Genomic DNA, 17,383 nt, shown 5'->3' with positions numbered 1-17,383 from the left:
CTCCTTGGGCATGTTGATGAAAGAATGTTATAACATAACCTTCAATCCGATCCAGGCTGAGCAGAAGGTCACGCATGTCGATGAACGTACGCTTGAAGAGCTGCGAGCCCGTCACCACGGTGCCCACTGCAGCGTTACAATGTAGCCTTGCGGGAGGCACCGAGTTGATACGACGCAACCTCACTCGTTTCACGCGTCTGGCCGATCGGTTCGGCGCCGCGGCGTCGTTCGTCTGCGCCCTGCATTGCGCGGCGCTGCCGCTGCTGCTCGCGTTGCTGCCGGCGCTCGGCCTCGGCTTCCTCGCCAATCACCAGCTGGAGCGAGGCTTCATCGCGTTCGCGAGTGTGCTCGCGCTCGCATCGCTCGCTATCGGGTTCCGCCGCCATGGGCGATTCCGCGCGTTCTGGTTCCTCGTTCCCGGCGTCATCCTGCTGATCACGGGCATCGTCATCGACATCGACGGGCGCCCGCTCGTGCACGCCCTGCTGGTCAGTTCCGGTGGCATGCTCGTCGCGCTCTCGCACGTGGCGAACCTGAGACTCGCCCATCGCCACGTGCATGACGCGGCGTGCGGCCATTGAGCGCCCGTGATTGTGTAACCGTCGTCGCGGCGCCTAGCATCGTGACGATGGATCCGCGTCGCCCGCCGGCATGAGCCCTTCGCACGACCACGCGCACCACGCGCATCGCCCGCACGACCACGGCCACCGGCGCGCGTCGGGCAGCGAGCGCGAACGGCGCTTGCTGATTGCGTTCGCACTCACCGCCTGCACCCTCGTTGCCGAGGCGGCCGGCGGCTGGTGGTCGGGATCGCTCGCACTGCTCGCCGACGCGGGGCACATGCTCGTCGATGCACTCGCGCTGCTGTTCGCGTGGCTCGGCGCGCGTTTCGCGCAGCGGCCGGCCGACGCGCGCCGCAGCTTCGGCTACGCGCGGCTCGAAGTGCTGGTCGGGTACACCAATGCACTCGCGCAGTTCATCCTCGTCGCGTGGATCGTCGTCGAAGCCGCCGGCCGCCTGATGCGGCCGACCGCGATACTCACCGGCACGATGCTCGCCGTCGCGCTCGCCGGCTTGCTCGTCAATGCACTCGTATTGCGCGTACTGCACGACCACGACCATGACGACGTGAACACGGCGAGCGCGCGCCTGCACGTGCTCGGCGACCTGCTCGGGTCGGTGGGCGCGGTCGTGGCCGCGCTGCTGATCCGCTGGTTCGGTTGGAACTGGGCGGACCCGGCGATCTCGGTGCTCGTGTCCGTGCTCATCCTCGGCAACGCATGGCAGTTGCTGCGGCGGTCGGGGCACATCCTGCTCGAGGGGGCGCCGAGCGGTTTCGACGCGGCCAACGTCGCGACGGTGCTGCAGGAGTCCGGCGTCGGCGTCGTCGACGTCCATCACGTGCACGTGTGGGAACTGGCCGGCGGACGCGCGGTGGCGACGCTGCATGCGCGCGTGGAGGAGGGCGCCGACCCGGATCGCGCGCTCGACGACGTGCAACGCGTCCTGCGCGAGCGCTTCCGGATCGTGCATGCGACGGTGCAGCTCGAGACCACGGGCTGCGCGGCGGCGCCCTGCGGCGCGCCCCATTCCTGAGCCGGCGGGGCCGCACCCGCGCTTGCGCCGCGGTGGCGGACTGCTATCCTGCGCGCCCGCTTACCGAATCGTTACAGGAGCCATCATGGGCAAGGGCGACCGCAAGACCCGCAAGGGCAAGATCAGCATCCGCAGCTACGGCAACGTGCGTCCGCATTCGGCCAAGACCGCCGGTACCGCCGGCGCGGCGAAGCCGGTCGCGAAGACCGCGAAGCCGGCGGTCAAGAAAGCGGCTGCTCCGGCCAAGAAGGCGGCCGCCAAGAAGGCGGGCTGACGGCCCCCGGGCACCGCGTCCAACGGGACCTTTACACGGAATTAGCATTCGTCCACGAATGCGGTTATAGTCGGCCGCACTGTGTTTGCTAGGGTCACTGTGAATCGTGGCCTTTGATGCAGTTGATCCTCAGACGATCCGCTCATCGTTTCGCCTCGTTAGCTCCCGGCAACCCAGTCTCGGACGCGGAATGATCCGCGCTCGCGATGTTCAACGTGTTTTCAGGAGTTTCACAGATGTCGAATCGTCAAACCGGTACCGTCAAGTGGTTCAATGATGCCAAGGGTTTCGGTTTCATCACCCCGGAGAGCGGCCCGGACCTGTTCGTGCATTTCCGCGCGATCATGGGCACCGGTTTCAAGTCGCTCCAGGAAGGCCAGCGCGTGAGCTTCGTCGCCGTGCAGGGCCAGAAGGGCATGCAGGCCGATCAGGTCCAGGTGATCTGATCCACGCCGGCTAGCCAGAGTAACTTCGAAGCCCCGGGCGGCGACGCCCGGGGCTTTTTTGTTCTCGCGGCCGGCTCAGCGCGGCCGCCAGCGAACTTCGCCCGCGACGACCGTCGCGGTCTCGCCTCCGACCCAGACGTCGGCGCGGTCGATGCGGATCAGCAACGCCGCGTCGCGGCCGATCTCGCGTCCCTGGCTCACGCGATAGCCTCGCGCAAGCGGCCCGTTCGGCTCGCGCTGCGCGATCCAGGCCGCCACGAGTCCATTCGCGGCACCCGATGCGGGATCCTCGACGATGCCGACGCCGGCTGGAAACGCGCGCACGACGAGATCGTATGCGTCGTTGCCGCAGCGAGCGAACACGCACAGCCCGAGGCCGTCACTCGCGCGCGCGAGGCGCGCGATCGCGGCGTGGTCCGGCTGCCACGCGCGCACCGCGGATTCGTCGGCGAATTCGGCGACCCACCAACGGCGCCCGCCTTCGACGAGCGCGGGCGGCAACGCGCCCAGTCGGACGCGGTCGAGCAGCGCGCGCAACAGCGGCTCGTCGCCGACGCCCTCGCGCAGCACGTGCGCGGCGGGCGCGCGCACGAAGAGCCGGCGCTGCGCGCCTTCCTCGACGCGGATCGGCAGCAGGCCCGCGGCGCACTCCTGGATGAGCTGGCCGCCGCTCGCTCGCGCGATGCCGCCGTCGAGTACCGCGTGCGCACTGCCGATCGTCGGGTGCCCCGCAAACGGAATCTCCCTGGCCGGCGTGAAGATGCGCAGGCGATAGCTCGCAGAGGACGTGGTCGGCGGCAGCACGAACGTGGTTTCGACGAGGTCGGTCCACGCGGCGAAGCGCTGCATCTCCGCGTCGCTCCAGCCCTCCGCATCGAGAACCACGCCGAGGGGATTGCCGCCGCCCGGCGTCGCCGGGAACACGTCGAGCTGCAGATAGCGCGAATTCACGGGCATGCGTCGTGGCGTCGGATCGGGCCGGCGATGATACGCCTGCTACATCCAGCCGCGTCGCTTGAACCATGCGAGCGGCAGCACCATGCTCGATACGATCGCGGCCAGTGCGAGCGGATACGCATGCGGGAGGTGCAGTTCGGGCATGTGATCGAAGTTCATGCCCCAGATCCCGGCGAGGATGACGGGCGGGATCGACACGACCGATGCCACGGTGAGGATCTTGATCACGTCGTTCTGGTCGATGTTGATGAAGCCGAGCACCGCGTCGAGCAGGAACTGCAGCTTGTCGGTGAGCTGGCTGTCGAACTCGCCCAGCACTTCGAGATCCTTCTGCGCCGCATGCAGGCGCGCCAGCGCCGGCTGGCCGACCCACGCGGGCGGCGCTTCGCGCAGCGCGAGCAGGATGCGCAGCAGCCCGGTCGTCGAGAGGCGCAGGCGCGCCAGGCGGGCTTCGACGCGGCCGATCTCCGCGAGCGTCGCGCGCAGCAACCCGGTGTCGCGTCGTTCCCCGCCGAAGATGCGCGTCGACAGCGCGCCGACCTCGGCCGCGACCGCCTCCATGCGGTCCGCCGCGTCGGCGACGATCGACTGCACGAGCACGACGAACGCGTCGGTACTCGTTCCCGGCGCGGCCGCGCGCACGCGCTCGGCCGCGAGCTCGAACGCGGGCGACGCGGCGAAGCGCAACGAAACGAGGAACCTCGGCGTCAGGACGAAACCGACCGGGGCAGGCGGCGCCGCGTCGTCGGGGCTGAAGTAGGGAATGCCGAGCCGGAGGACGTCGTCGACGATGCCGACGCGGTTGGACAGTTCGATGCCCGCGAGCCGCTCGCGGCCGGGCAATCGAACGCCGCTCGCGGCTTCGGCGCGCGCGCGCTCGGCGGCATCGCCGTCGACGAGGTCGAACCAGGTGCCGTCGATGTCGGAGCTGTCGGCGGGGCGTGCAGCGGCGGAAAGGTGGCGGGTCAGCATGCGGGCGCATTCCACTCTAGTGCGCGGCGGCGCATGCATCATATATCGTTCACTCCCGCCTGCCGTCGAGCGCCCCCGTAATGCCCACCTCCGCCGCCGTCGTGAACGTCGCGATCATCGCCGTCACCTGCATCGTGTCGTTCATGGCGTTCTCCAATCCGCAGTTGCTCAATCGCCTGATCCTGTGGCCACCCGCGATCACGCGCGGCAGGGAGTACTGGCGCCTGGCGACCTGCGGCCTGATCCACGCCGATCCGCCGCACCTGCTGTTCAACATGATCACGCTGTATTTCTTCGGCGCGCCGATGGAGCGCTTCTACACGCTCGAAGCGGGAGCGATCGGCTACCTGCTGTTCTACGTCGGCGGCCTCGTGGTGTCGTCGTTGCCGAGCTGGCAGCGTCACCGCAACGATCCGAACTATCGCAGCCTCGGCGCTTCCGGAGCGGTGTCGGCGGTGCTGTTCGCGTTCATACTCTGGCATCCGTGGACGACGATCTACGTGTTCGTACTGCCCGTCCCGGCCATCCTCTACGCGGTGGCGTACATCGCCTACACGATCTACATGGATCGCCAGCGCAGCGACAACATCAACCACAGTGCGCATCTGTGGGGGGCCGTGTACGGCGTCATCGTCACCGTCCTGGTCGAGCCGCGCATCCTGGGCGCGTTCTTCGCGCAGCTGCTGGGCCCCGTCATGGGGTAAGCGGGCGCTTGCAAGCACGGTCGGGATGCCGACAATCCGCACACGCCATCGAGGAGTCGCACATGAGTCACAAGGGAGGATGTCATTGCGGTCGGGTCGCGTTCGAGGTCGACGCCGACATCGCGACGGCGATCGAATGCAACTGCTCGATCTGCAGCAAGAAGGGGCACCTGCTCGCGTTCGTGCCCGCCTCGAACGTCGTGCTGCGGACTCCGGAATCGGCCCTGTCGACGTACACCTTCAACACGCATCGCATCCGCCATCAGTTCTGTCCGGTGTGCGGCATCGCGCCGTTCGGTCGCGGCACCGATCGCGAAGGCAACGAGACGTTCGCGGTCAACGTGCGCTGCCTGGAGGGGGTCGACCTGCGCTCGCTCGAGATCCAGTCCTTCGACGGTCGCAGCCTCTGAGGCGAACCATGCCTTCCGCCGCCAGCCGGCCCGACGAACGTGCACCCGCGGACAGGGGAGACAGCCTCGTCGTGGCGATCTCCTCGCGTGCGCTGTTCGACCTCGGCGACAGCCACGCGCTGTTCGAACGCGAAGGCGTCGAGGCGTTCGCGCAGCACCAGATCGAGCGCGAAGACGAACTGCTCGCCCCCGGGATCGCGTTCCCGCTCGTGCAGAAGCTGTTGCACCTCAACCGCGCCGCGCCCGCGGCGCCGCGCGTCGAGGTGATCCTGCTGTCGCGCAACTCGGCCGACACGGGCCTGCGCATCTTCAACTCGATCGAGCACTACGGCCTCGACATCGCGCGCGCGGCATTCACGCGTGGCGCACCGACCTCGCCGTACGTGCATGCGTTCGGCGCGGACCTCTTCCTGTCGGCGAACCCCGACAGCGTCGCCCAGGCGTTGCGCGCGGGCATCGCCGCGGCGACGATCCTGCCGTCGAAGGCGCCGCAGCGGCAGTCGGACCAGGTCCGCATCGCCTTCGACGGCGACGCGGTGCTGTTCGGCGACGAGTCGGAAGAGGTCAGCGAGAGCGCCGGCATCGACGCGTTCCATCGCCACGAGACCGAGCGAGCCCGCGAACCCCTGTCGGGAGGGCCGTTCCGCGGTTTCCTCGACGCGCTGCATCGCCTGCAGCAGGCGTTTCCGAGCGAGGACGCGCCGATCCGCACGGCGCTCGTCACGGCACGTTCGGCGCCCGCGCACAAGCGCGTGATCCTGACCCTGCGCGATTGGGGCGTGCGCATCGACGAGGCGCTGTTCCTCGGTGGCCGGCCGAAGGGTCCGTTCCTCGAGGCGTTCGGCGCCGACATCTTCTTCGACGATTCGGTCGCCAACGTCGAGTCGGCGCGGCGGCATGTCGCGACCGGCCATGTGCCGCGGCGCAAGCGCCCGGCGACGTGACGGCGCCCGGGCTCGACATCCGCGAAGCCGCCGACGGCGCGGAGCGCGCGCGCGATCTTTTCCGCCGGCATTTCGGCGACGAACCGCCGTCCTTTCCCCATCACGTGATCGCTTTCGTTCGCGATGCGAGCGGGATCGAAACCCCTGCATCCTACGTGCACTTCACGCCGGTCGGGGAACTCCTGCTCGGCGGCGGCGCCTGCGTCGACCGACGCGTGATGCGCACCATGGCCGCGGACCTGCGCGCAAGGATCCGCGCGCAAGGCGGGCTTTACCGCATGACGCTCGACTGGGCCGTGCGGCACTTTGCGCCGACGCACAAGGCGATCTTCGGCTATTGCGGCGATGCGCTCGCCGAACGCGTCGACCTCGCGGCGGGCTTCCGGCCGACCGGCCACGCGCACCTCCTCGTGCATTGGACGCGCGCGCTCGCCGACGCCGAATGCGCGCGACTCGTCGCGCAGGCGCACGCGATCGGCCCGTTCTGACCCATCGTCGGTGGCGCGGGGCTAGCGCGTGGCGATCAGCCGCTCGAGTTCGGCCGGCGAGCGCCAGTGCGAGCCGCAGACGTAGCGCGGCAGATTCCAGCGCGAGGCGGTCAGCTCGACCGGTGCCGGATCGGTTCCGAACGCGGCGCGAACGCGGTGTTCGCCCGCGTGGCGCGGCAGGTACTCGCGCAGCAGGTAATCGTTCGATTCGCCGTACGGGAATGCGAACAGTGTCGTCCGATGCGGCGCGAGCCGGCGATCGAGCCAATCCGCGGCCTGGCGGATCTGCGCGTCGGCGTCCGCACGGGTGTCGATCGTGCGGAACGTGCCCGTGCGCTGCGCGTGCTGCGCGGTCACGGGCAGGGTGTGGTGGTTGTGGTCCCAGCTGTGGCTTTCGATCGCGACGAGGCCTTCTTGCTGGGCGGGACGCCACCATGCGTCGTCCCACCAGCCGCGTCCGGCGAGGCAGGTGCGATCCAGGGTCGCGCGCGCCTGCGGCGACACGATGACGAAGCTGGTCGCGTGCACGGCCGCGCCCGTGTCCGCGGCGAAATCGCGCAGGATGCCCGCGAAACCCCGCTGCGGGCCGCAGGTGGGGTGGTCGATGTCGTGCCAGTCGAACCACGAGCCGTCGTCGAAGCTCAGCGCGACCGCTCGCGCGACCTCGCTCGCAGGCGCTTCGCCGAGCAGAACGTCGACGACGGTCGCGAGCGGGACGATGCGCAGACCTCGTCGCGCGATCAGTCGCAGGTCCGCGGCGAGCGCGACGTGGTCGTTGTCGGCGTAATCGTTTCCGGCGACGTTGTTCGAATGGTAGGTCAGGACGGGGACGCGCATGGCGATGGCGGGCGGCGAATGGGCCAGTATGCGGCACGATGCCGCGCCGGCACATGGTCCGGCACGCGGCGGCCCGCTACAATGGCGCGCTTTGCCCCGCGCCCGGAACGACCATGCCCGCCACCCCGCTGAACCCGACCGACCTCTACGACATCCGTTCGATGCTCACCGAAGAAGAGCGCATGGTGCAGGACACCGTCGCGCGCTTCACCGACGAGCGCGTCCTGCCGATCATCGGCGACTGCTTCGACCAGGGGCGCTTCCCGATCGAACTCGTCCCGGAAATGGCCGAACTGGGCCTGCTCGGCTCGTCGCTGCCGACCGAGTACGGTTGCGCGGGCATGAACGGCGTCAGCTACGGCCTGATCTGCCAGGAGCTCGAACGCGGCGATTCGGGTATCCGCAGCTTCGCCTCCGTGCAGAGCTCGCTCTGCATGTACCCGATCTATGCCTACGGCAGCGAGGAGCAGCGCAAGCGCTGGCTGCCGGACATGGCCGCCGGCAAGGTGATCGGCTGCTTCGGCCTGACCGAACCGCACGGTGGTTCGGATCCGGCCAACATGAAGACGAATGCGAAGAAGGACGGCGCCGACTGGATCCTCAACGGCGCGAAGATGTGGATCACGAACGGCAACCTCGCGCACATCGCGATCGTCTGGGCGCAGACCGACGACGGCATCCAGGGTTTCCTCGTCGAGAAGGGCATGCCCGGCTTCACCGCGCAGGAAGTGCACAAGAAGATGAGCCTGCGCGCGTCGGTCACGAGCGCGCTGTTCTTCGACGGCGTGCGCGTGCCGGAGGCGAACCGCCTGCCGAACGTGAAGGGGCTCAAGGGTCCGCTCGGCTGCCTCACGCAGGCCCGCTACGGCATCACCTGGGGCCCGATCGGCGCGGCGATCGCGTGCTTCGCCGAAACGACCGAGTACGCGAAGAACCGCACGCTGTTCCAGCGTCCGATCGCGGCGACCCAGGCGGTGCAGATCAAGCTCGCCGACATGGCGCGTCGGATCACGCTCGCGCAGCTCCTGTCGCTGCAGCTCGGGCGGCTCAAGGACGCCGGCGCGATGCAGCCGACCCAGGTGTCGCTCGCGAAGTGGAACAACGTGCGCATGGCGATCGACATCGCGCGCGAGTGCCGCGACATCCTCGGCGGCGCCGGCATCACGACCGAGCATTGCCCGATCCGCCATGCACTGAACCTCGAGTCGGTCATCACCTACGAAGGCACCGAGACCGTGCACCAGCTCGTGGTCGGCCGCGAAGTCACGGGTATCAACGCGTTCTGAAGCGCGCCACGCCGGGCCTCGTTCCGGCGCTGCGCCGCGCTGCGCTCCGTCGTGGCCAGCGCGCGAAGCCATCGTCGTCACGATCCCAAGAGGGCGTGTGCGTGAATCCGAATGACATCCAGCTCGAGACCGATCGGCTGATCCTGCGCCTGCCGCGCATCGAGGACTTCGATGCGTACGCCGAGATGCACGCCGACGAGGACGCGTCGCGCCACATCGGCGGCGTCCTGCTGCGCGCGCCCGCATGGCGCAAGTTCCTGCAGATGCCCGGTGCATGGATGCTGCAGGGTTACGCGATGTTCTCGGTGGTCGAGAAGGCGAGCGGCCGCTGGATCGGCCAGGCCGGCCCGTGGCAGCCGGAGGGTTGGCCCGGAACCGAAGTCGGCTGGGCGTTCCATCCGTCCGCATGGGGCAAGGGCTACGCGACCGAAGCCGCCACCGCGGCGATCGACTGGGCATTCGCGAACCTCGGCTGGACCGAGGTGATCCATTCGATCGACCCCGGCAACACCGCGTCGCAGGCGCTCGCGCACCGGCTCGGCTCGAGCAACCGCGGCGCGGGCCGACTGCCGCCACCGTTCGAGGACGTCGCGATCGACATCTGGGGCCAGACGCGCGAGGCGTGGGTCGCGCGACGCGGGGAGGCACGCGCATGATCACGATCCACGGCTATTCGCCCTCGGGCAACTGCCACAAAGTGCGCATGCTGCTAGGCCATCTCGGGCGCGTCGAAGGACGCGACTACCGCTGGATCGAGACCGACAGCGCGCACGGCGCGACGCGCACGCCCGAGTATCTCGCGAAGAATCCGAACGGGCGCGTGCCGATGCTCGAAACCGACGACGGCCGCATCATGGTCGAGTCGAATGCGATCCTCTACTGGCTCGCCGAAGGCACGCCATTCTTCGCCGGCGACGCCTGGGAGCGCGCGCAGACGCTGTCGTGGATGTTCTTCGAGCAGTACAGCCACGAGCCGTACGTCGCGGTCGCGCGCTTCATCTGCGGCTGGACGCCGCTCGACTCGCCGCGCCGCGCGGACCTGCCGCGCTTGCGCGAGCGCGGCCACCAGGCGCTCGCGGTGATGGAGAAGCACCTGTCGTCGCACGACTGGTTCGGCGCGACCGGCTACGGCATCGCCGACATCGCACTGTATGCGTACACCCACTGCGCGGACGAGGGCGGCATCGCGCTCGCCGCGTACCCCGCGCTGCGCGCATGGCTCGCGCGCATTGAGGCGCAGGCGGGGTTCGTGCCGATGCCGCCGATCGCGGCCGAGAATCTCGAACGCATCGCGCGCTCCCTCTGATCCCGCGACCCATTCCGGTCACCCGAACCCATGAACGCCATGCCGACCCCGATTCCCGCCCGCCACAAGAACGTCAACCGCGCCGAAGTCTGCGACCAGAACTTCGCCGAGTACGTGCAGGCCTGGAGCGGCACGCCGCGCCGCGCGCCGCGCGCGGACGAGCCGGTGCTGCCGGGCAGCCTGTGCACCGCGCACGATTTCATCGAACTGTTCGAGTCGCAGCTGATCTCGCGCCACCTCGATCTCATGGCGCGCGTGCTGCGCGTGAAGAACAAGGTGTTCTACACGATCGGCTCGTCCGGCCACGAAGGCAATGCGATGGTCGCGCGCCTCACGCGCCACACCGATCCGGCGTTCCTGCATTATCGCAGCGGTGCGCTCATGGCCGAGCGCTTCCGCAAGCTGCCGGGGATGGATCCGATCATGGATTCGGCGCTGTCGTTCGCGGCGAGCAAGGACGATCCCGCTTCGGGCGGGCGCCACAAGGTATGGGGCAGCAAGCCGCTCTGGGTGCTGCCGCAGACCTCGACGATCGCCTCGCACCTGCCCAAGGCGCTCGGCACTGCGGTCGCGATCGAACAGGCGCGCCGCATCGGGCACACGCTGCCGATCCCCGAGGATTCGATCGCGATCTGCTCGTTCGGCGACGCGTCGTCCAACCACGCGACCGCGCAGACCGCGTTCAACACGGCGCAGTGGACCGCATACCAGAAACTGCCCGCGCCGGTGCTGTTCGTCTGCGAGGACAACGGCATCGGCATCTCGGTGAAGACCCCGGGCGGGTGGATCGCGAATGCGTTCCGCCACCGCGACGGCCTCGATTACTTCTACGCCGACGGCCTCGATCTCGCGAACGGTTACGAGCAGGTCGCGCGCGCGGTCTATCACTGCCGCACGACGCGCCGGCCGACGTTCCTGCACCTGCGCACGACGCGCATCATGGGTCACGCGGGCACCGATTTCGAGATCGAATGGCGCAGCGTGGAGGAGCTCGTCGCGGTGGAAGCGACCGATCCTCTGCTGCGCAGCGCGGCGATCGCGCTCGAGTCGGGTCTCTACACGAAGGCGTCGCTGCTCGCGACGTACGAGGACATCCGCCGGAAGTGCTTCGCCGCGGCCGAGGAAGCCGATCGCCGGCCCAAGCTCGATAGGCTCGAGGACGTGATCGCGCCGCTCGCGCCGTACACGCCTGACAAGGTCGCCGCGGAGGCGAAGCGCGCCGACTACGCCGACAAGCGCCTCGCCGTGTTCGGCGGCGAGGAGAAACTGCCCGAGAAGCTCGCGCCGCGCCACCTCGCGATCCAGATCAACAACGCGCTGCACGACCTGTTCTGCAAGTACCCCGAGACGCTGCTGTTCGGCGAGGACGTCGCGCAGAAGGGCGGCGTCTACACGGTCACCAAGGGCCTGCACAAGGCGTTCAAGAACGCGCGCGTGTTCAACACGCTGCTCGACGAGACGATGATCCTCGGCCTCGCCCAGGGCTACGCGAACATGGGCATGCTGCCCGTGCCGGAGATCCAGTACCTCGCGTACTTCCACAACGCCTGCGACCAGATCCGCGGTGAGGCGGCTTCGCTGCAGTTCTTCTCCAACGACCAGTACCGCAACCCGATGCTCGTGCGGATCGCCGGACTCGGCTACCAGCGTGGTTTCGGCGGACACTTCCACAACGACAATTCGATCGCCGCGCTGCGCGACATTCCCGGCCTCGTCGTCGGTTGCGCGAGCCGCGGCGACGATGCGGCGATGATGCTGCGCACCCTGGCGGCACTCGCGAAGGTCGACGGCCGCGTGACGGTGTTCCTCGAGCCGATCGCGCTGTACATGACCAAGGACCTGTACGAGCCCGGCGACGGCCAGTGGCTCACCTCGTATCCCGCGCCGGACCAGGCGATGCCGCTCGGCGAAGCGCGCATCTACGAAGACGCGGCGGACGACCTCGTGATCTTCACGTACGGCAACGGCGTGCCGATGAGCCTGCGTGCCGCGCGCGAGATCAAGAAGGCGCTCGGCTGGACCGTGCGCACGGTCGACCTGCGCTGGCTCGTTCCGCTCAATGAAGCGTTCATCGGCGAGCAGGCGAGGCGCGCCAAGCGCATCCTCGTCGTCGACGAGGGCCGCCATTCCGCTGGCGTCGGCGAAGGCGTCATCACCGCGATCGTCGAAGCGGGCGAGGGCGCCAAGCCGCTGCGCCGCGTCGTCGGCGCGGACACCTACACGCCGCTCGCGGGCGCCGCGTTCCTCGTCCTTCCCGGCGATGCCGACATCGTCGCGGCCGCGCGCGAGCTCGCGAAGTAACAAAGAAAAAGGGCGCCGATGACGGCGCCCTTTGCATTCTCCGCCACGCGGCGGGACAACTACGGCAGTTCGAATCCGCTCAGGAAGATGACGTCGCAGATGACGGCGATGTCGGACACCGGCTGCGCATTCATCGTGCCGTCGCCGTTCGCGACGAAGCACAGGAAACTGCCGCCACCACTCGGTTGGCTCAGGATCGTCACCGCGTACGAAGCGCCTTCCTGGATGCCTTGGCTGAATACGAACGCGCCGTCGGCCGGCACCGGAAGATCATCGCCGCCATTGAGCTGGAGCACGAGTCCGGTACCACTGAGACCGGCGACGTTGCCGCCGATCGTGTGCGCAAGCGTGGTGCACGACACCTGCACGCTGGTCACGTCGTTGCCGGCAAGCGTGCCGCTGCCACCGACGACCGTGCAGCTCTGGTTCGGGTTGCCCGGCGGCGTGCCGACGCTGACCGTGTAGGCGCTGCCGTCGGTGACCGGGTTGGCGAACATGAAGCTGCCGTTCGCCGCGACCGGCACGTCCTGCCCGCTGTCGAGGTGCAGCACGAGGCCGGAGCCGGCGAGGCCCGACACACTGCCGCCGATGAAATAGCTCAAGGTGGCGCAGGTGACCTGGACGTCGGAGACATTCGCACCGGCGAGCGTGCCGGAGCCATTCGTGACGGCGCAGTTCTGATTGAGGTTGGTCGGCTGCGTGCCGACACTGACCGAGTAGGCGCTGCCGTCGGTGATGGAATTGGCAAACATGAAGGTGCCATCCGTCGAGACCGGCACGTCCTGCCCGCTGTCGAGGTGCAGCACGAGGCCGGAGCCGGCGAGACCCGATACGCTGCCGCCGACGAAATAGCTCGAGGTGATGCACGTGACCTCAACGTCGGAGACGTTCGTGCCGGCGAGCGTGCCCGAGCCATTCGTGACGGCGCAGGTCTGGGTGAGGTTGGTCGGTTGTGCGGCTATGGTCACGGCATACGCGCTGCCATCCGTGAGCGATGTCGGGAACGCGAACGACCCATCGGCGGCAATCGACAGGTCCTGGCCGCCGTTGACCTGCAGCATGAGACCCGAACCGGCGAGGCCGCCGACGTGGCCGCCGACCGAGAACGCGTTGGTCACGCACGAGACCTGCACGTTCGTGACCGTTCCGGAAGCCGCACCGCTGCCGTTGGTGACCGAGCAGGTCTGGCTGAGGTTGCTCGGCTGCGACGCGACCGTCACGTCGTAGCTGCCGCCCTGGGTAATGTAGGGCGGGAACGTGAACGAGCCATCGGCATTGACCGGCAGGTCGTTGCCGCCATTGAGCTGCAGCACGAGGCCGGAACCTGCGAGCCCGGAGACGCTGCCGCTGATCTGGTACTCCGGCGCTCCCGTGTTGTACACGACGCGATCGATGCCGATGTAGTCTGAATTCGATCCCAGCGCGCCTGCGCCGGTGACGAAATATCGGAACGCGATGCGACCCTGCCCGTTGTGCGGCAGGCCGCTCACGGTGAACTGGGTCCAGGTCTGCGGGTAGACATTGGTGACGAGCGACGGATTGATGGAAAGCAGCAGCGTGGTGAAGTCACCGACGTTGTTTCCAGGAGCCCCGACGTTCGTGCTGGCACCGTTGGTGCTGAGTCGCACTTCGAGGCGATCCGGATAGTCGGTCTGCCCGGCACTGATCGTCGGCTTGCGGGTGTAGAACGTCACGGTCGCGGAGTTGCCGAAGTCGAGCGGAGGCGTCAGCAACCAGTCGCTGATGGTGCCGGTATTGCCGGTGCTGTTGAAATTCGCGGCGATGTACGCATTCGCGGCGCCGTCGAACGCGTTGAACGGGCCGGGCGTCGGTGTCGCCGTCGTTGACGTGCCCTGGAACCAGGAAAGGGCACCCACGGGAGCGCTATTGTTGATGAGAAACCATCCGTCACCGCCAAGGGTCGCAATGTTGTCGAACCCTTCATTGAGGCTGTTGGCCATGGGTGCACTCGGCGCCATGACCGCCGGATTCGCCGCGGGTGGCATGGCATCCGTGGCGAATCCGGGTCGCGCGGAACGCGGGTCATTCGCCGCGTGGGCGAATTGAGCGAATACGAAGCCGGCCGCGACCAGCGCGGCCAATCGGGTGTGCATGTCGTCCCCCTGAGAACGAAGTGGTGGCCGCCGCGCAAGGGGCGCAGCGGTCAAGCGCAGTATTGCGAGCGAAAAGTGAGAAGTCCAGCACAAAAATGCCGCGCTTGCGGGGATTCGCTATCATTCGCGCAATGACCGAGCGCCGCCCCCTCACGATCCTTTTTGCCGACGTCTCCGGCAGCACGCGGCTGTTCGAGACACGCGGTGACGAAGTCGCGCGGCGCATCGTCGCGAACGTGCTGCTCGCGCTCGCCGAAGTCTCGGCGCGCCACGGCGGCCGGGTCGTGAAGACGATCGGCGACGAGATCATGTGCACGTTTCCGGGTCCGCTCAACGGCTTGCTCGCCGCGACCGACATGCATCGGCGCATCAAGGGCGATCCCGAATTCCAGCGCGACAACCTCGCGATCCGCATCGGCTTGCATCACGGCGAGGCGCTGGTCGAGAACGGCGACGTGTTCGGCGACGCGGTCAACACCGCGGCTCGCATGGCGGACAAGAGCCTTGCGCGTCGCGACCAGATCGTCGCCACCGCAAGCACCGTCAACGGCGTGACCAACACGACCGGCTTGCGCGTGCGGCCGCTCGGCAGCGCGTGGGTGCTCGGCAAGCAGGCGCCGATCGAGATCGTCGACGTGATGTGGCAGGAGGATCTCGCGCACGTGACGACGGTGCAGCGCGTGATGACGCCGATCGAGGCCACGCCGTCGGATCGGCCGCGCCTGACCTTGCGTTTCAAGAGCCAGGTCTTCGAAGTCGACGAGGCAACGCCGTTTTCGATCGGTCGCGACCCCGCGAGCAGCCTCGTCGTCGAAACCGAATGGGTGTCGCGCAACCACGCACTGATCGAATGGAAGCGCGGTTACTTCATGCTCGCCGACCGTTCGACCAACGGCAGCTGGCTCAAGATCGGCGACGACGACGAGTTGTTCGTGCATCGCGACGAAACCCACCTGCGGCGCAGCGGCTCGATCAGCCTCGGGCAGGCGCACCAGATCGACGTCGCCGACCTCATCTGGTTCCAGTGCGGGGGCGAGTGATCGTCGATCGCGAGGGCATCGTTCGCGCGCCGCCGCGAAGCCCCGGACGCCGCCCATCCGTCGCGCCTTCGCGTCGATGTGGCGCGATGCGGAGCGCCGCGCATCGGGGCGAATCAAGCGGTATCCGTCGCGCCCGGTGCGCCGTCGGGCCGCTTCGATACTGCGGCATCGTCGTTGCGCTCACGCGCGGACCGTCGCCGCTTGTGTCGATCGGGTGCGCGCGGACGCCTCCGCGCTTCCGGGAACGGGGCGCGCCGCCTCGATGTGCCGAGCTTGCCGTCAGGCCGCCTCGAAGCCGCTCTTGAAGATCTGGTCGAATCCCGTCGGCGGCAGGTCGGCACCCTGGAAGATGCCGAGCGGCGCGTAACCGGAATAACCCGGGAAGGTGTAGTAGATGTTCGGATTGCCCATCCTCCGGATCAGGGCTTCCGAGATCACTCGACGATAGTCGGTGGTCACCCCGACGTCGTTGCCTTCGTACAACTGGTCGCTCGCGAGGCCCGGGAACGTGCCGTAGACCTGGCCCCCGTTGATCGACCCGCCGAGTACCGTGATCACGTTGCCGTAGCCGTGGTCGGTGCCGCCGTCGGAGTTCTCGAGCACGCGCCGGCCGAACTCGCTGACGACGATCACGCTCACGCGCTGCATGAGATTGCCGGATGCCGCGCTCGCGAGGTCGGTGTAGAACGCGGACAGCCCCTGCGACAGGCTCTCGACCTGGTTGCCGAACCAGTCGTAACTCTGCGTCGGGTTGCCCTGGCCGACGTGCGTGTCCCAGTTGCCGAGATCGATCGTGACCGCGCGCAGGCCGAGGCCGAGCTTGATCATCTGCGCGACGTTGCGCAGTTGGGTTCCGAAGCCGCCGTTGTTGGCGAGCGCGTAGTTGGCGCCGCCGCTCGGCTGGTAGCCGTCCGGATTGTTGGTCGCATCGTAGAGTCCGAAGTCGATCGGCCGCAGCAACGCGAGCGAGTCGAGCGTCTCCATCCCGGCCCGTTCGAGCAGCGTCGCATTGCTGTTCCACAGCGCATCCATGCGGCTCACGGCACCGACGATCCCGTGCGCGGCATCGTCTTCCTGCCACGACCAGTGGAACGTGTCGAGGCGGAAGTCCGAGCCGCTGTTCATCGTGATCGCATCGCTGCTGCCGAGCAGGCTGTTCGCGGTGATGCTGCCCATCGACGCGGCCGGCAGCGGCACGTTCGACGGCAGGCCGCCGCTCACGAGGTGCCGCGTGAGCCAGCCGATGCCGGATCCGCCGCCGCCGACACCGAACTCGAGGTTGGATTGCGCTTCGAAATGACTGCGCACGACGGGGTTCGGCTGCACCTGGCCGGCGGCGACGACGAACGCCGCATGACCGGCCTGGTAGAGCGCGTGCAGGCCGCTCGCGCGCGGATGCAGCGCCCAGGTCGTATTGTTCAGTGCCAACGCGGCACCCGTGCCGCTCAGCGGCACGCGCGTGTTCGTGCGCGAGGTCTCGTAGTCGGCGCGGTAAGGACTCGACGCGCCCGGCGGCAACAGGCTCAGGCCATCCATCGCGCCGCGCAGGAACACGATCACGAGCGTGTCGTCGGTCGCCGTCGCGGGCAACAGCGGCGGCGGCGCGAAATAGGCGCGTGCACGGCTGCCCGAGCCGGCGGCGATCGCGCTGACGCAGCAGCCCTTGAGGAAGTCGCGACGATTGAATGCGTTCATGGCGATTCGTTCC

General features: G+C 68.2%; 18 protein-coding genes. 13 read left to right on the top strand and 5 right to left on the bottom strand.

Features of this window, described 5'->3' with window-relative positions:
* Positions 1-74 precede the first annotated feature (74 nt).
* The 4 genes from VI238_RS03715 to VI238_RS03700 all read left to right on the top strand — a co-directional run bounded on the left by VI238_RS03715 (position 75) and on the right by VI238_RS03700 (position 2,316).
* A complete protein-coding gene (locus tag VI238_RS03715) occupies positions 75-581 on the top strand; it encodes a MerC domain-containing protein (protein ID WP_331648574.1) in 507 nt (168 codons plus the stop codon).
* A 70-nt stretch (positions 582-651) separates the two neighbouring features.
* Complete coding sequence (locus VI238_RS03710; RefSeq protein WP_331648571.1) at positions 652-1,596, top strand: cation diffusion facilitator family transporter; 945 nt, start codon at positions 652-654, stop codon at positions 1,594-1,596.
* An 85-nt stretch (positions 1,597-1,681) separates the two neighbouring features.
* Positions 1,682-1,870 (top strand): 30S ribosomal protein THX, encoded by a 189-nt coding sequence (locus VI238_RS03705; RefSeq protein ID WP_331648569.1) that lies wholly within the window; start codon positions 1,682-1,684, stop codon positions 1,868-1,870.
* Positions 1,871-2,106: 236 nt separating this feature from the next.
* The gene (locus tag VI238_RS03700) at positions 2,107-2,316 is read left to right on the top strand and encodes a cold-shock protein (protein WP_131997266.1); all 210 of its coding nucleotides are present in this window, start codon (positions 2,107-2,109) and stop codon (positions 2,314-2,316) included.
* A 75-nt stretch (positions 2,317-2,391) separates the two neighbouring features.
* On the opposite strand, the gene VI238_RS03695 is transcribed toward VI238_RS03700, so the two are convergent.
* Positions 2,392-3,273 (bottom strand): PhzF family phenazine biosynthesis protein, encoded by an 882-nt coding sequence (locus VI238_RS03695; RefSeq protein WP_331648565.1) that lies wholly within the window; start codon positions 3,271-3,273, stop codon positions 2,392-2,394.
* A 39-nt stretch (positions 3,274-3,312) separates the two neighbouring features.
* Complete coding sequence (locus tag VI238_RS03690; protein WP_331648564.1) at positions 3,313-4,245, bottom strand: CorA family divalent cation transporter; 933 nt, start codon at positions 4,243-4,245, stop codon at positions 3,313-3,315.
* An 80-nt stretch (positions 4,246-4,325) separates the two neighbouring features.
* On the opposite strand from VI238_RS03690, the gene VI238_RS03685 reads away from it, so the two are divergent.
* The 4 genes from VI238_RS03685 to VI238_RS03670 all read left to right on the top strand — a co-directional run bounded on the left by VI238_RS03685 (position 4,326) and on the right by VI238_RS03670 (position 6,791).
* On the top strand, positions 4,326-4,949 hold the full coding sequence (locus tag VI238_RS03685; protein ID WP_331648563.1) for a rhomboid family intramembrane serine protease: 624 nt from the start codon (positions 4,326-4,328) through the stop codon (positions 4,947-4,949).
* 62 nt (positions 4,950-5,011) lie between these two features.
* Positions 5,012-5,359 (top strand): GFA family protein, encoded by a 348-nt coding sequence (locus tag VI238_RS03680; RefSeq protein ID WP_331648562.1) that lies wholly within the window; start codon positions 5,012-5,014, stop codon positions 5,357-5,359.
* A gap of 8 nt (positions 5,360-5,367) precedes the next feature.
* Positions 5,368-6,303 (top strand): 5'-nucleotidase, encoded by a 936-nt coding sequence (locus VI238_RS03675; RefSeq protein ID WP_331648560.1) that lies wholly within the window; start codon positions 5,368-5,370, stop codon positions 6,301-6,303.
* Complete coding sequence (locus tag VI238_RS03670; RefSeq protein ID WP_331648558.1) at positions 6,300-6,791, top strand: hypothetical protein; 492 nt, start codon at positions 6,300-6,302, stop codon at positions 6,789-6,791. The genes VI238_RS03675 and VI238_RS03670 overlap by 4 nt, the downstream gene beginning before the upstream one ends.
* A gap of 21 nt (positions 6,792-6,812) precedes the next feature.
* Here the strand turns inward: VI238_RS03670 and VI238_RS03665 are convergent, their stop codons facing one another.
* Positions 6,813-7,628, bottom strand: a complete 816-nt coding sequence (locus VI238_RS03665) for a polysaccharide deacetylase family protein (RefSeq protein WP_331648556.1) — start codon at positions 7,626-7,628, stop codon at positions 6,813-6,815.
* Positions 7,629-7,741: 113 nt separating this feature from the next.
* Here VI238_RS03665 and VI238_RS03660 point away from each other — a divergent pair, with 113 nt between their 5' ends.
* The 4 genes from VI238_RS03660 to VI238_RS03645 all read left to right on the top strand — a co-directional run bounded on the left by VI238_RS03660 (position 7,742) and on the right by VI238_RS03645 (position 12,521).
* Entirely contained in the window at positions 7,742-8,914 is a 1,173-nt protein-coding gene (locus VI238_RS03660) for an acyl-CoA dehydrogenase family protein (protein WP_331648554.1), read from the top strand.
* A gap of 101 nt (positions 8,915-9,015) precedes the next feature.
* Positions 9,016-9,570 carry a GNAT family N-acetyltransferase gene (locus VI238_RS03655; protein WP_331648552.1) on the top strand — a complete coding sequence of 185 codons (555 nt, stop codon included), beginning with the start codon at positions 9,016-9,018 and terminating at the stop codon, positions 9,568-9,570.
* On the top strand, positions 9,567-10,220 hold the full coding sequence (locus tag VI238_RS03650; RefSeq protein WP_331648549.1) for a glutathione S-transferase family protein: 654 nt from the start codon (positions 9,567-9,569) through the stop codon (positions 10,218-10,220). The genes VI238_RS03655 and VI238_RS03650 overlap by 4 nt, the downstream gene beginning before the upstream one ends.
* Before the next feature lie 30 nt (positions 10,221-10,250).
* Positions 10,251-12,521 carry a thiamine pyrophosphate-dependent enzyme gene (locus VI238_RS03645; protein ID WP_331648547.1) on the top strand — a complete coding sequence of 757 codons (2,271 nt, stop codon included), beginning with the start codon at positions 10,251-10,253 and terminating at the stop codon, positions 12,519-12,521.
* 59 nt (positions 12,522-12,580) lie between these two features.
* Here VI238_RS03645 and VI238_RS03640 read toward each other — a convergent pair whose 3' ends face one another.
* Positions 12,581-14,482 (bottom strand): choice-of-anchor J domain-containing protein, encoded by a 1,902-nt coding sequence (locus VI238_RS03640; RefSeq protein ID WP_331648545.1) that lies wholly within the window; start codon positions 14,480-14,482, stop codon positions 12,581-12,583.
* A gap of 284 nt (positions 14,483-14,766) precedes the next feature.
* Between VI238_RS03640 and VI238_RS03635 the strand changes: the two genes are divergently transcribed.
* Positions 14,767-15,675 carry an adenylate/guanylate cyclase domain-containing protein gene (locus VI238_RS03635; protein ID WP_331648543.1) on the top strand — a complete coding sequence of 303 codons (909 nt, stop codon included), beginning with the start codon at positions 14,767-14,769 and terminating at the stop codon, positions 15,673-15,675.
* A 279-nt stretch (positions 15,676-15,954) separates the two neighbouring features.
* Here the strand turns inward: VI238_RS03635 and VI238_RS03630 are convergent, their stop codons facing one another.
* Positions 15,955-17,370: a DUF1501 domain-containing protein gene (locus VI238_RS03630; protein WP_331648540.1), complete on the bottom strand. Its 1,416-nt coding sequence runs from the start codon at positions 17,368-17,370 to the stop codon at positions 15,955-15,957.
* Between the last annotated feature and the right edge of the window lie 13 nt (positions 17,371-17,383).

Source organism: Dokdonella sp. (assembly GCF_036518555.1).
Taxonomy (GTDB): domain Bacteria; phylum Pseudomonadota; class Gammaproteobacteria; order Xanthomonadales; family Rhodanobacteraceae; genus Dokdonella_A.
The sequence above is the reverse complement of the archived record's forward strand: the minus strand, read 5'-3'. Positions and strand labels throughout refer to the sequence as shown.

Bases quoted from the DNA above. Each gene is read 5' to 3' on its own strand.
- VI238_RS03685 (WP_331648563.1), top strand. From the start codon at position 4,326: ATGCCCACCTCCGCCGCCGTCGTGAACGTCGCGATCATCGCCGTCACC.
- VI238_RS03695 (WP_331648565.1), bottom strand. From the start codon at position 3,273: ATGCCCGTGAATTCGCGCTATCTGCAGCTCGACGTGTTCCCGGCGACG.
- VI238_RS03700 (WP_131997266.1), top strand. From the start codon at position 2,107: ATGTCGAATCGTCAAACCGGTACCGTCAAGTGGTTCAATGATGCCAAG.
- VI238_RS03635 (WP_331648543.1), top strand. From the start codon at position 14,767: ATGACCGAGCGCCGCCCCCTCACGATCCTTTTTGCCGACGTCTCCGGC.
- VI238_RS03705 (WP_331648569.1), top strand. From the start codon at position 1,682: ATGGGCAAGGGCGACCGCAAGACCCGCAAGGGCAAGATCAGCATCCGC.
- VI238_RS03690 (WP_331648564.1), bottom strand. From the start codon at position 4,245: ATGCTGACCCGCCACCTTTCCGCCGCTGCACGCCCCGCCGACAGCTCC.
- VI238_RS03660 (WP_331648554.1), top strand. From the start codon at position 7,742: ATGCCCGCCACCCCGCTGAACCCGACCGACCTCTACGACATCCGTTCG.
- VI238_RS03665 (WP_331648556.1), bottom strand. From the start codon at position 7,628: ATGCGCGTCCCCGTCCTGACCTACCATTCGAACAACGTCGCCGGAAAC.
- VI238_RS03680 (WP_331648562.1), top strand. From the start codon at position 5,012: ATGAGTCACAAGGGAGGATGTCATTGCGGTCGGGTCGCGTTCGAGGTC.
- VI238_RS03645 (WP_331648547.1), top strand. From the start codon at position 10,251: ATGAACGCCATGCCGACCCCGATTCCCGCCCGCCACAAGAACGTCAAC.
- VI238_RS03710 (WP_331648571.1), top strand. From the start codon at position 652: ATGAGCCCTTCGCACGACCACGCGCACCACGCGCATCGCCCGCACGAC.
- VI238_RS03650 (WP_331648549.1), top strand. From the start codon at position 9,567: ATGATCACGATCCACGGCTATTCGCCCTCGGGCAACTGCCACAAAGTG.
- VI238_RS03715 (WP_331648574.1), top strand. From the start codon at position 75: ATGTCGATGAACGTACGCTTGAAGAGCTGCGAGCCCGTCACCACGGTG.
- VI238_RS03630 (WP_331648540.1), bottom strand. From the start codon at position 17,370: ATGAACGCATTCAATCGTCGCGACTTCCTCAAGGGCTGCTGCGTCAGC.
- VI238_RS03675 (WP_331648560.1), top strand. From the start codon at position 5,368: ATGCCTTCCGCCGCCAGCCGGCCCGACGAACGTGCACCCGCGGACAGG.
- VI238_RS03640 (WP_331648545.1), bottom strand. From the start codon at position 14,482: ATGGCCAACAGCCTCAATGAAGGGTTCGACAACATTGCGACCCTTGGC.